Annotated in this window: 10 protein-coding genes; 7 read left to right on the top strand and 3 right to left on the bottom strand. The window is 37.3% G+C overall.

The window, feature by feature from the left end; all coding sequences use genetic code 11:
* The first annotated feature begins 242 nt into the window (after positions 1-242).
* Entirely contained in the window at positions 243-1,130 is an 888-nt protein-coding gene (gene speE, locus SB717_RS05175; protein ID WP_410903385.1) for a polyamine aminopropyltransferase, read from the top strand.
* A gap of 3 nt (positions 1,131-1,133) precedes the next feature.
* Here speE and SB717_RS05170 read toward each other — a convergent pair whose 3' ends face one another.
* Positions 1,134-1,808, bottom strand: a complete 675-nt coding sequence (locus SB717_RS05170) for a hypothetical protein (RefSeq protein ID WP_098620761.1) — start codon at positions 1,806-1,808, stop codon at positions 1,134-1,136.
* A gap of 245 nt (positions 1,809-2,053) precedes the next feature.
* Here SB717_RS05170 and SB717_RS05165 point away from each other — a divergent pair, with 245 nt between their 5' ends.
* From SB717_RS05165 to SB717_RS05140, 6 genes are read left to right on the top strand one after another with little or no spacing between them, the layout of a single operon-like run.
* Complete coding sequence (locus SB717_RS05165) at positions 2,054-4,675, top strand: putative amidoligase domain-containing protein (protein WP_410903384.1); 2,622 nt, start codon at positions 2,054-2,056, stop codon at positions 4,673-4,675.
* A complete protein-coding gene (locus SB717_RS05160; RefSeq protein ID WP_410903383.1) occupies positions 4,672-6,081 on the top strand; it encodes a Mur ligase family protein in 1,410 nt (469 codons plus the stop codon). Before SB717_RS05165 ends, SB717_RS05160 begins: the two co-directional genes overlap by 4 nt.
* Before the next feature lie 13 nt (positions 6,082-6,094).
* The gene (gene aepX / locus SB717_RS05155) at positions 6,095-7,612 is read left to right on the top strand and encodes a phosphoenolpyruvate mutase (protein WP_410903382.1); all 1,518 of its coding nucleotides are present in this window, start codon (positions 6,095-6,097) and stop codon (positions 7,610-7,612) included.
* Positions 7,605-8,735: a phosphonopyruvate decarboxylase gene (gene aepY, locus SB717_RS05150; protein ID WP_410903381.1), complete on the top strand. Its 1,131-nt coding sequence runs from the start codon at positions 7,605-7,607 to the stop codon at positions 8,733-8,735. Before aepX ends, aepY begins: the two co-directional genes overlap by 8 nt.
* Entirely contained in the window at positions 8,728-10,569 is a 1,842-nt protein-coding gene (locus tag SB717_RS05145; RefSeq protein ID WP_410903380.1) for a 2-aminoethylphosphonate aminotransferase, read from the top strand. The genes aepY and SB717_RS05145 overlap by 8 nt, the downstream gene beginning before the upstream one ends.
* A gap of 7 nt (positions 10,570-10,576) precedes the next feature.
* Positions 10,577-10,999, top strand: a complete 423-nt coding sequence (locus tag SB717_RS05140; protein WP_410903379.1) for an NUDIX hydrolase — start codon at positions 10,577-10,579, stop codon at positions 10,997-10,999.
* Between the two features lie 111 nt (positions 11,000-11,110).
* On the opposite strand, the gene budA is transcribed toward SB717_RS05140, so the two are convergent.
* Positions 11,111-11,824 (bottom strand): acetolactate decarboxylase, encoded by a 714-nt coding sequence (budA, locus tag SB717_RS05135; protein ID WP_410903378.1) that lies wholly within the window; start codon positions 11,822-11,824, stop codon positions 11,111-11,113.
* 16 nt (positions 11,825-11,840) lie between these two features.
* Positions 11,841-13,520, bottom strand: coding sequence for an acetolactate synthase AlsS (gene alsS, locus SB717_RS05130; protein WP_410903377.1), 1,680 nt, complete (start codon positions 13,518-13,520; stop codon positions 11,841-11,843).
* Positions 13,521-13,676: the final 156 nt, after the last annotated feature.

The following is a 13,676-nucleotide window of genomic DNA, read 5'->3' as shown; positions in this document are numbered from 1 at the left end:
GAAGAACGGACGCAGATAAAAGCGGAGAGATAACTTAGAGTTGTACTCCATCTAAGTGCTGATGAAGAAACAATTAAAAAGCTTTGAAAGAACAGCAAGTAGACAATAATGGAAGAAAAATTGAAATTAGAAGAGATTAATAGAGTAAGCACCTATAAATTTGTGCTATCGAATTATAGCGAAATGAAAAATAATTCATATTTTATATAGAACACAAATTTTTGAAATAGGAGGTGGAAAAAGTGACAGAAAAGTGTCCTCTTTCAGGTTATAAAAAGGATGATAATGGAGTTCTCTGGATCTGGAGTTACGTTGGACAGGCTAGAGTGAAAATGGGGTATAAAGTAAAAAGTCTGCTTCACTATGAACAATCTTCCTATCAGCAAATCAGTATTGTGGATACAAAATGGTATGGGAAAATGTTGGTGCTAGATGGTACTCCACAAATTTCAACAGGAGAAGGGTTTATTTATAATGAAATGATTAGCCATGTGCCAATTATAACGCATTCAAATCCCCAAAAAGTTGCGATGATTGGCGGAGGAGACTGTGGTCCTGCACGGGAGGTAATGAAGTATGACGGAATTCAACAAATTGATGTAGTCGAAATTGACCCAAAAGTTACAGAAATCTGCCGCACATGGCTAACTCCGGCTTCTTGTTATGATGGTGAAACCAGGCTCAATATGATACATCGCGATGGAATAGATTGGATTCAAGAACAGAAGGGAGTTTATGATGTTCTCATAATTGATCGACCTGACCCTGTTGGGCCGGGAAAAAAACTATTTCAACCTGATTTTTATCAATATGTCTACAACAGCCTTAAAGATGATGGCGTGGTTGTTTTTCAATCAGGGTCTCCTTACTACAATACTTCTACGTTACAAGGCACTGTTAAAAATTTAAAGGGGCTATTTCCCATTGTCCGCACATATCTAGTGACTATACCTCTTTTCCCTTGCGGCATTTGGAGTTTTACGATTGCTTCTAAAAAAATGGATCCTCTTCAGGCCGATTTGACGAAGTTACAGCATACACATACTCAATATGTTGATCCTGAAATTTTCCGTGCATCATTTGTTTTACCTAAATATATAAAAGAAATAGTAGACGGAAAGGATTCCTAAAAACTAAGTAGCGACGAATGTTTGTTGAAAGTCATCAATAATCTCGGAAAATATATTTGTTATAGCAGTTTTGTGTTTGCTGCGCAGAGTCCGGGATAATTCAATTTGAAACGTATTAAAATTATGACTGTAACCTAGATAGCCGCTATTGTCACCTTGTCTGTGAAAGGCAATTGATTCGTTTCCTACAAATTTATTATCAAATATTACATGGATTTTTGGGAACGAATCTTCAGATTTTTTAGTCAGCGTCTCTTGAAACCAATCTTTAACTTCCTTTGAGCAAGATTGTCCATATAAAGTCCCCACTTCAATTGCATAAGGTCCGTAATGTGTATCCTTCATTCCATGAAAAGATAAATGCAAATAGGGTGTTAAAAGGCAATTATTACTATCTACTATCTTTAAAGATTTAAAAATTTCTTGGATTGTTCTTCTATATTCTTGTATCCCCTCATAGTTCGCTTTATTTAGATTTCTATTTAAATCTGCTACGGTTCTGGAAACCGTGCTAACGATTCCTGCACATCCTGTTTTCTTGATTAAATTCTCTACGACTTTGTCCGTAAATAAATCGGCAGCGGGTGGTTCGGCATGAAGTGCATCCACATGACAGCTTATAAAACCAGTTCCTTTGTTGTATTTTAAGTAGTTTCCATGAATGAATTTTAATGTCATTGACTATTTCTCCTTTTATATCGTCTGAAATCTATCCTTTCTATAATAAATGCAGTGAAAATAAAATCGGTGAATTATTACGCGTGTTAAATAAATACATAAAAAGTTTTTAAAGACGGTGGAAATAAATAGATAAATGTACAGGAGTATTTTGTATAGTTACATACTATATAAGTAGCTGATTATTGTTATAGGGCAGTAAAGTAGCAAAATACGATAGAAAGTTCTAATTAGGAGGCTTTAAAATGGATCCAATGAGAGAAGAGTTAGGGATATTATCTGATAAAGAAATGACGTTGCAAACTCTTAATCTGAATAATATACCGTCTGTTGAATTAGTTGACCCAAAAACCTGTTCATATCCAGTGATAGGGAGGAAATATGGTCACCATAGCGGAAGAGATATTGTTATCGTCAATACAAAGGACCAAGCCATATATGAAGGATATGATTATTTTACAAAAATATATGCAATAGACAAAGAATATTGTCTAGAAGTAGAAGGACTGAGCGTAAAAACAGTACAAGTAGTGACCAGTGAACATGTTGTATTTAATGAAATACCCATTCGAACGCAAGCCTTCGGTTGGAAATTAGAACAGATAAACAGCATGGATGTACCGGAAATGCTGATGAACGTAGCCATTCGGGCGCTCTACGTAACAGGAGCTAAAAACGGCTTTGTTAAAATGGGTGTACTAGAAAATGGAGAGTGTATCGTCACAGATATTAACTCATCAGAAAGCGAATGGATAGAAAATCCGCTAAAGCCTACTGTTCCTTTTAGCATGGGTGCTGATGTTGAGTTTATGTTAAGTTGCGATGGAGAGCTTCTACCAGCTTCTACTTTCTTTTCTGTTGAAGGTCCCGTAGGCTGTGATGAAAGGCAAATAGAACAAGATAGCGGCGAGTATGCATTAGTAGAAGTTAGGCCTGAAAAAGCGAATTCATCAACAGAGCTATTTGACAATATTCAAAAATTAATAGAAAAAGCATCTGCACAGGTACCATATAAAAACGTTCATTTTCGGGCAGGCAGCATGCCGTTTTCAGGGTATCAATGTGGAGGACATATTCATTTTGGCCTTCCGCCTTCTTTATCCTTATTAAGAGCTCTTGACCACTACCTTGCTATTCCAGTATCGCTGATAGAAGAATCTAAGACTGCTAAACTTAGAAGGAAAACAAACCATGGAGGTATTGGACGCTATCGTGAAAAACCGTATGGATTTGAGTATTTAACGTTAAGTTCTTGGATTATCGACCCTAGAATTACTCTCTCCACTTTAGCTCTTGCTCAGCTAGTTGCTACCCATCATCATGAATTAAAAAGCGAATTTTTATTTCATCCATTTACGCAGCGTGCCTACTATCAAGGGAATAAAATCTTTCTTAAGCGGATGTGGAAAGATATCAAGGCGAATCTTATGAAAACATCTAGCTATCCACACTACCAAAATGAACTATCTTTTCTATTTGAAATGATCGAAAAAGAAATTCCTTGTGATGAATCAAACGATATTCGCAGGAATTGGAATGTGAAGATTTCTAAAGAAATCTATGACCGCGGATATATTATTCAAATCCCCAAAAAGCTCCGTTTAAAATATGGCCTCAAAGAGGGGCAGTCTACGATTGTTAGTGCAGGAAAGGCAATATCAACTGCAACTGTTCATTCTTATCCTTTTTCATTTCGCCATTCAAATATGGTTCAACTCTCTAAATCTCTCCGTGATAAACTATCTCTCCCAAAAGATTGGTGCCCCAAGCTATCAGCTTCAGAAGGCATCATAACTTTAGGTCCTATCATTGGCATTCTTGCTAACCGTCCTTTTGAAAGACAAACAACTTATTTCTACCACTTATGTCGCTTAGCAAAGGAAAAGCGAATGCTTGTATATGTGTTTGAACCCGAAGATATTGATTGGGAGAAAAAACTGGTTAAAGGAACAACCGTTAACGGTGAAGGGCTTTTTCCTTTTCCCGCTGTTATTTATGATCGTTATTTCATAGATGGTAGAAAAAATATTTTAATAGATGAAGTAAGGGCGAAACTTCAGGCGATTTATAAAATTCCTTTTGTTAATTCTTCAAACTTGTTTCAGCTTACGGGAGATAAGTGGGCAACATATCAACTTCTTATGAAAGAATATGAAGAATTTCTTCCGGAGTCACGTCTAGTGAAAAATCCTGCTGACATTGCAGAAATGCTTGATAGCTACGGAGAAGTTTATTTAAAGCCGCTTGGCGGGGCCTTAAGTAAAGGAGTCATGCGCATCGTTCGCCGACCAACAGGCATCTTTTGGTTTGATCTTAATAAAAAAGAGCTGCATCAATTTAGTAATATGGAAGAATTATTTACCTTGCTCTCTCCTTTGATGAAAAACAATCCTTATCTTGTTCAAGAAGGAATTCGCAGAAAGCAGCATAAAGATAAAAATTTAGAAATACGGGTTTATATGCAAAAAAATGAAAAGCAAATTTGGCTTCGAACGGGTATGGTTGCGCGCCTCACCAGTGAAGATGTGCTAACGGAAGATTCTGAAACGAATATGCGCCTCAGTAAAATATTGAATAGTTTATACCCTGATCCAACAGACAGAAGGTTCGTTATAAACCAATTAGCTAAAATATCTAAAAATATTGTTGCAACAGTAGAGGAGAAGGTGGGTCCTTTTGGAGAGCTGGCAGTAGATTTATGTATAGATCAGTACGGTTCCATAAAGTTACTCGAAATAAATGCAAAACCAGATAGTCTATTCTCACAAATTAGAGCCTATAAGCTGCGTACTTTGGCGGGGATTCGTCTACTCAATTATGCATCTTCACTGGCGGGTTACGAAGAAGAAAAGGAGGATTTAATATGAAGAACTTCACATTAAATGAAATCCTTAAACAAACGGGGGGAGACCTTTGTTATAGATCAGGAAATCCCGTTATTAAACATGCTATAAACTACGCTAAAAGAGATATAGAGGATCATACACTCATCTTTCATTTAGATAGAGAACCGATTAGAGGGGAGTATTGGAAAGGAAATCATTCAATTGTCGTTATAACAGACCAACCCGAACTGTGCACGAACTTAGAGGAAAATATTATTCTTGTTAAAACAGCTCAATTAGAAGATGCTTATTGGAAATTTATTGAATACTACCGAGGGCTTTTTGATCTTCCTGTTATTGGTGTTACAGGAACTTGTGGAAAAACGACCACGAAAGAGATGATCCGACAAATATTAATTGAAGATTATAAAGTGAAAGCTACGTGGATGAGTATGAATTCTATGTCTGTAAATCTACGTTATTTAACAGGTATTGATGATACGACGGAAGTAGCTGTTTTTGAGATGCCGGTCGCCTATCCAGGCTATCTAAAAGTTGCGTGCCGCTACTTTCAGCCGCAAATACGAATTCTATTAAATATAGGAGTGCACCATCTCGCTGATTGTGAAACACCTGAAGAATATATGAAGGCAAAAGCTGAAATTGTCGAAGGCTTAGATCCAAATAGCGGCATTTTGATTTTAAACGCAGATGACGAAAATATTAAGAAAGTGGTTGATGTGAGTCCTTTTAAAGGCGTTGTATATGTAGGTAAAAATGATGGTTCCCAATTTCAAGCAAAGAATATTAAATATGCTAATGGAGGAATGGCTTTTACTTTAAAGCACGAAAACAAAGAGTACAATGCCTTTATCCCTGGATATGGTGAACATAATGTTTATAATGCACTTGCTGCCATTGCTGCTGTATTTTATGTAGGCGTTGATATTTCCGTTGCCATACAAAGACTCAGCTTATTTGAACAAGTAGAAGAACATTTGGAATTTAAAAGAGGAATGAATGAATGTACGGTAATTAATGATACATGGAACTCTTCACCTTTATCGATGGCTACAGCCCTTAAAGTTCTTGGTGATATGTCAAAAGAGAAACGGTCTATCGCTTTATTAGGATACATGCCTCAGCTGGGAGAAGGGCCTCATGCAATTAAACAATACGAAGAGATGGGAAAAAAAGCAGCGGAATCAAAAATTGACATTCTGGTTGTAGTAGGAGATGAAGCAAAAGCTATCGGAACAGGAGCCTTAACATATGGAATGGATCCTAATAAAGTCTATTTCTGTAATACCGGCGACGAAGTATACGATGTTTTAGCTCCTTATTTAAATGAAAATATAATACTTCTATTAAAAGTAACGCATCGTGTTATGAAAAAACCTACTTTTAAACAATTAAGAAATAAACTCATTCCAGACAACGAAGAGTAAAAGGAGGATAGAAATGAAGAAGACTAAACAGCTAAGAGAGTTGATAGAAAGTAAACAGCTAGAGTTTATTATGGAAGCTCACAGTGCGCTATCTGCAAGGATTGTAGAAGAAGCCGGGTTCAAAGGGATATGGGCCAGTGGCCTGTCCTTATCTGCAGCACTGGGTGTAAGAGATAATAACGAGGCTTCATGGACACAGGTATTAGACGTCTTAGAGTTTATGAGTGACGCAACGTCCGTTCCAATTCTTCTTGATGGCGATACAGGCTATGGGAATTTTAATAATGCAAGAAGATTAGTTAAGAAATTGGAGCAACGAGACATTCCAGGCGTGTGTATTGAAGATAAATTGTTTCCGAAAACAAACTCATTTATTAAAGGTGAAGCACAGCCGCTTGCAGATATTAATGAATTTTGCGGCAAAATTAAAGCAATGAAAGATAGTCAAAAAGATGAAGATTTTGTGGTTGTATCGCGCGTAGAAGCTTTTATTGCAGGGTGGGGGCTGAAAGAAGCTTTAAAGCGTGCAGAAGCTTATCGCCAAGCGGGAACCGACGCCATTTTGATTCATAGTAAAAGGTCAGATATGACAGAGATCGGAGCTTTTATGAAGGAGTGGGGAAACAGGCTTCCGGTTATTATTGTTCCAACCAAATACTATTCGGTTCCAACTGATAAATTTAGTGATTTAGGAATTAGCTTGAGCATTTGGGCTAACCATAACTTAAGATCTTCCATTACAGCTATGCAGAAAACGTCTGCTCAGATTTATTCCGATAAAAGTTTGATTAACGTAGAAAAAAATGTCTCTCCGCTTGAGGAAGTTTTTCGCCTTCAAAAAGCTGAAGAGCTCGATATGGCAGAGAAACTTTATTTAAGCTCTGCCAATCATAGCACGAACGCTATGATTCTGGTAAAAGAATCAGCAAATGAAGCTTTAATAACTGAGCAGATAAATCAGTTAAAAAAAGTCGGCGTGGCAAATAGTATAAAAGTAGATCGTAACAAAGCTATGGAAGACAAGGAGTTTCCTAATAAAGGAGAGTTATATTATCTTTATGCTGCGAGGGATAAGCTAGGAACGGCTACTTTAATAAGCGATAGTAACATCGTGTATAAAACGCATGTTTTTGAGGAGTTAATTCATGAAAGTGGCGATATCACTATCGTAGCAGGAGCTGATTACGAGTTAAAAGGAAATCAAACATCTTATGTAACCGCTAAACTTCCCTATTCCAAACAGTTGTATTCCAAAACAGTAGACTTGATTCAAATGTCGTGTAATCCAAACTCTAAAAACATTCATGGTGAATTCATTGGTCTTTGGAAAGTTTCCGGAAAAGGCGCTGAGATTGTAAAAAGAGCTTTAGAAGAACTGGCACAAAGAAAAGATTTCGCTAAGCTCACGTTCTCTGATTTCTTTAATTACATTAATCTAATTCATCCGGTTGCTGTTAAATATACGATGGGGTCATGGATAGATACGGGAACGTATACAAAGATTCAAAAAGATGGTGGGAAAAATGATTAGTACGTCCGTATTTGGAACTCAATTAAAAAAACTAGGTTTTCAATTTTATAGCGGGGTTCCTTGTTCCTATCTTAAACATCTTATTAACTACGCTATCAACGAATGTGAATATGTAGCAGCAGCAAACGAAGGAGAAGCAGTAGCGATTGCTGCTGGCGCATCAATTGCTGGTAACAAAGCGGTTGTTTTAATGCAGAATTCGGGATTAGCAAATGCTGTTTCTCCTTTAACCTCTCTTATTCATCCGTTTAAAATTCCTATTCTGGGATTTGTCAGTTTTCGCGGAGAACCTGGATTTCCGGATGAACCGCAGCATGAGTTAATGGGAGAAATTACTCCTGCCCTGCTAAATACGATGAAAATAAAATGGGAATATTTATCTTTTGATTTTGCGGAAGTTAAAAAACAATTGCAGCGGGCTAATCAAGCTGTTGAAAATAATGAAGGCTACTTCTTTATTGTGAAAAAAGGAACGTTTGAGCCAGTTAAGCTTTTAGAAAAATCAAGGACTAACGTTACTCCTAAAATGAAAAGTGAACAGATAACAACCGACGAGTTACCTTCAAGGTATGAGGCATTACAAGTAGTTAATTCACTAAAGGACAATGATACCATTCAGGTGGCCGCTACAGGGAAAACTGGAAGAGAGCTTTACGAAATAGAAGACGCAAGAAATAATTTTTATATGGTTGGATCTATGGGGTGCGTTAGTTCCATTGGTTTGGGCTTAGCTTTAAGCAGAAATGAAAAGAACATCATTACGATTGATGGAGACGGAGCTTTGCTTATGCGCATGGGAAATCTAGCAACCAACGGCTACTATTGTCCGGCAAATTTATTACACATTCTTTTAGACAATCAAACCCATGATTCTACAGGGGGACAACATACGGTCTCTCATAACATTAATTTTGTAGATATTGCTTCTTCCTGTGGGTATCAAAATTCCATTCATGTTCATAACTTAAATGAGTTAGAGACGTATATAAAACAGTGGAAAAATGATAAAAAATTAACGTTTTTATATCTTAAAATAGCGAAAGGATCTAAAAAGAATCTGGGGCGTCCTAAAATGAAGCCTTATGAAGTCAAAGAAAGACTGCAGGTGTTTTTAGATGATTAAAACAGCTGTTATTCTAGCTGCAGGCATGGGGAGCAGGATTCGTAAAAGAGCTGGAAATAGACCTAAAGGTTTTTTGATGATTGATGAAAAATCGATTATTGAACATTCCATTTCGAAGTTAATAGAAGCAGGGGTTAAGACGATTTTTATTGGAACAGGTTATATGAAAGAAGAATATGAAAAGCTAATGGTTAGATACCCTCAAATAAAATGCATTTATAATTCTAGATACGAAACAACGGGAAGTCTGTTTACGCTGTATCAATTTAAAAATTATATTAAAGACGATTTTTTACTATTGGAATCAGACGTAATTTATGAAAAGAGTGCGTTGAAAACATTAGTAAACTATTCGAGATCAGATGTCATACTAGCGAGTAAATTGAACGGTGCTGGCGATGAAGTGTATATTGAAGCGGATGAAAATAATAACCTTAAGAATATGTCAAAACAAAAAGAAGAGTTGAATAGTATCTATGCAGAACTAGTTGGTTTAACCAAACTCTCTTATGTTACATTTCAGAGACTTTGTGATGAAGCAAATACGCTGTTTCAGTTTAACCAAACGATTGATTATGAATATGGCCTCGTTAAAATTTCTGAAAAAATAAATGTGTATATTCATAAACTGGACAATTTGGCATGGTGTGAAGTGGATGATGAAGATCACTGGGCAAGAGCAACTACTATTGTTTATCCGATTATTAAAGCTCGAGAAGGTATTCCACACGCTGTTAAGAGAAATATACTTCTAAACCCGGGACCGGCAACTACCACAGACACCGTCAAATATGCTCAAATAGTCGAGGACATTTGCCCGAGAGAAAAAGAATTTGGGGAGACGATGGAATTTATCGCTGCTGAACTAACAAAATTTGTTGGGAATCCAGAGAATTATACTACGGTATTATTCGGCGGATCTGGAACAGCGGCAGTGGAATCGATTTTAAGTTCAGTAATTGATAATGGTGCGGTTGTTATTATCAATAACGGTCCATACGGTGAGAGAATGTGTAAAATCGCTGAGATTTATGGGCTGAATTATGCAGAATATAAAAGCTCTGCCAAGCAGGCTATTGATATGAACGACTTAGAAATTTTTATAAAAAACCTTTCAACGAGCGTTTCTTATCTGGCACTTGTTCACTGTGAAACTTCAACAGGGCTTCTTAATAATATTGAACAAATTGGGGAATTTTGTGCAGTGAAAAATATCGAGATGATTGTGGATGCAATGAGTTCGTATGCAGCTGTTCCGATTGACATGCAAAAAATGAATATAAGCTATCTGGCCGCAAGTGCAAATAAGAACCTTCAAGGAATGGCAGGCGTGTCGTTTGTTATAGCAAATAAAGACCGGTTAGAAAAAACGGAGCAAATGAAGCCTCGTAACCTTTATCTTCATTTATATGATCAGTATCGCTATTTCCAAATAAATAAACAAATGCGTTTTACTCCTCCTGTTCAGACTATGTATGCCTTAAAGCAGGCAATTATAGAAACTCAGTGGGAAGGAATTGAGAAACGATATGAACGCTACTCAAAATCATGGACTACTTTAACTGATGGAATTACTCGGCTTGGGTTAACCTATTTGGTTCCTGAAACACATCATTCTAAAATTATTACTTCTATCATCGAGCCTTCCGATAAAAAATATAATTTTGATATTATGCATGATTTTTTTTATAAACAAGGATTTACCATTTATCCTGGTAAAGTTGATAAATTAGAAACGTTTCGAATAGCAAATATTGGTGATATCACATATAGAGATATAGAAAGATTTCTTCACCTTCTTGAACAATATCTTAAAGCTTTAAAAGGAGAGTGAGAAAGAGTTGAATCAAAAATTAGCTGTAGCAGTTATGGTAATCAATCAAGATCATCACGTGCTTCTAGTCAAAAACCATAGACGGGGATGGGAATTTCCTGGAGGTTTTGTAGAAGCAGGTGAATCGATAAAAGATGCGGGTATACGAGAAGTTAAAGAGGAATCTGGAATTGTTATTGAAGTGACCAACTTTCTTGGAGTAGAACAAGATGTTAAAAGGTCTACTACTGTTATTTTATTAAAGGGAAAAGTGATTAGCGGAGAAATTTCTGTCTCTAATGAAACGCAGGATGTGGGATATTTTACGTTAGAAGAAGCAAAAAACATAATTAAATTAGATAACTTTAAGGATCGAATGGCTAGATGTCTAAAAGAGGCTGAAATACCATTTTTCTATATTTTAAAAGACACGGGCTCCTTTTACTTATAGGCGGAAGGTTTCTGTGTTGTGCTGGAAAAGTAGCCTGAACTCGATTAAATAAAAAACTCTCATCGTCATGCGCATCGATGAGAGTTTTTTTATCAGTAAAAGCATTGTTGTTTATTCAGCCGTCGCAATTTCTTCTTCTACATCATGGTCTTCTAAATTAGCATCTAAAAACTCACTTGTTTCCGATAAATTGAGATTTAATTTCGTTTTTTTGCAAATTTGAATGGTAACATCCTGAACTGAGACGTCTAAAATATGTCCTCCTTCTTTTTTATACTCATCAATAAAGTGCAGGTGGTAGCCGGGAACACCGATGCCTGAAGAATATTCCGGCGTGTAAAAACCTGCTAGTGTTCCATTTACATCTGAAGATGTAAATGTAGGCTGATCAGCCGCCGCATCTACCATAGAAGGATAGGGTTTCTCTTGCTTTGCAACCGTGCGGGTTTTTACTTCTTTAAACTTCCCGTCAATGCGAACTGCATAGAATAGATTCGGGCTTGGAATAAGCTTATTCATTAAGTTTTCTAGTTGTTCACGATTCATTTCTTTTTCTACACGGTAGGAGATATCTTCATAAAAGGTTGTCATAATGGCAAATGGTGTTTTTGCATCTTCACTAATAGGTGCGGCTTTCCCATCGGCAATATGATAAAACTCTCCGTCAAAGGCAATCATTTCACCGTCCAATTGGTTAAACGTACCGATACCGAAATCACCTTTTTTAGCTAATTCCTTGTATGTGACAACACCGTCAAACACGCCGTCTAATAAAGCAATCATAGTGGAAGTTTGGTGAATCGTTAATTTTTCTTTAGTGCTCATTCTTTACTCAGTCCTTTCAGTTAATTTGATCTGGCAGTAGCTGTGTATTTAATTTTTCATTATCTTTATAATCTACAGGAACATCGATGATAACGGGACCTTGTTCACAAAAAGCGTTTGCTAGAGTGTCCGAAAATTCTTCTGGTGAGTTAACTCTAAATCCTTTGGCACCAAAACTTTCAGCAAATGTAACAAAGTCTACACTGCCAAACTCCACTGCAGATTTTCGGCCATATTTAATCTGTTGTTGAAAGCCAACCATATCGTAGGTTTGGTCGTTCCAGATAATGTGAACAATCGGTAAGTTTAACCGAACGGCTGTCTCTAGCTCCATAGCTGAAAATAAAAAACCGCCGTCTCCAGACATGGACAGAACTTTTTTATGGGGGCGAACGAGCGCAGCTGAAATAGCCCAAGGTAAAGCAACACCTAGCGTCTGCATGCCGTTGCTGAATAGTAAATGCTGAGGTTCATAGGAACGAAAATAACGAGCCATCCATATGTAATGCGAACCAACGTCACATGTGATGGTAGTATCATCTTCAACAAAGTCCTGCAGAGTTTCAATTAACTGTAGGGGATGAAGGTGAGTGTCATTAGAAAACTCGTACTGATCGTCAGGTTGTTCTAGTTTGCTTTTTAGCGTTTTTAAAAAAGAAGCACTTTCTTTTGAACGTATTAAATGTGGGAGTTTATCCGCTAGTATGTCAATTGTGTTTGGAATATCTCCTACTAACTCAATTTCTGGCTGGTAATGATGGTCAGCTTGTGCTTGTAAATCATCTAAATGAATAATGCTTCTTTGACTTTCTGAATTCCAGAGAGAAGGAGGGTATTCAACTGGGTCATATCCAATTGTTAAGACGACGTCAGCATGCTTCAATAAGACGTCTCCAGGCTGATTGCGAAAAAGACCTACTCGTCCAAAAAAATGAGTTTCAAGCTCTCGTGAAACAGCTCCCGCACCTTGGAACGTTTCTACAACAGGAAGGGCATGTTCTGCTACAAGCTGACGGATAGATTCGACTGCTTTAGATTTACTTGCTCTCATACCTAAAAGTAAAACAGGTAGCTTTGCTGTGCGAATAGTGTGTATAGCTTGGGCAACAGCGTCTAAATTGGCAGCCCCAATCCTAGGAGTTTTTAAAACCGATAGAGTGGAAGCTGGTGTTTCGCTATCCATTACATCCTGCGGCAAGCTGACAAAAGATGCTCCTGAAGGAGAAGAAACAGCTTCGCGAAAGGCATCTGTTATCACTTCCGGAACGTTTGCAGCGTCTTCTACCTCAACGCTGAATTTGGCGATAGCTTTAAATAGTCCTTCATTATCCATTGATTGATGCGTCTTTTTTAATCGATCTGCTCTCGGAACAGCTCCTGCTAGGGCTACCACTGGATCACCTTCAGAAGTAGCAGTCACAAGGCCAGTGGCTAAATTAGCGGCACCTGGACCTGATGTGACAAGGCAAACGCCCGGCGTACCTGTCAATCTTCCCATAGCAGCTGCCATAAACGCAGCATTTTGTTCATGGCGGCACACAATTACTTCTGGTCCTTTTTCTTTCAAAACATCAAATACGCCATCAATTTTGGCTCCTGGAATGCCAAATATATAAGGCACATTCTGACCTGCCAAACTTTCTACTAGTAAATCAGCGCCTTTTTTTGTGTCGGTAGTATCAGCATTACTCATCATGCATTCTCTCCTTTATATTTCTTAGATAGGTTTTAAGGTCTACTGATTGAATACCCAATTTGTATGACAACTAACCAAAGGAAAGAGAAGGTTTTAATTTTCTAAATAAAAAACTTCCCTATTAATTAGGGAAGCAGAGATGTACTCATTTCGAAT

It is taken from the genome of Priestia sp. SIMBA_032 (assembly GCF_046535215.1).
GTDB lineage: Bacteria > Bacillota > Bacilli > Bacillales > Bacillaceae_H > Priestia > Priestia aryabhattai.
The sequence above is the reverse complement of the archived record's forward strand: the minus strand, read 5'-3'. Positions and strand labels throughout refer to the sequence as shown.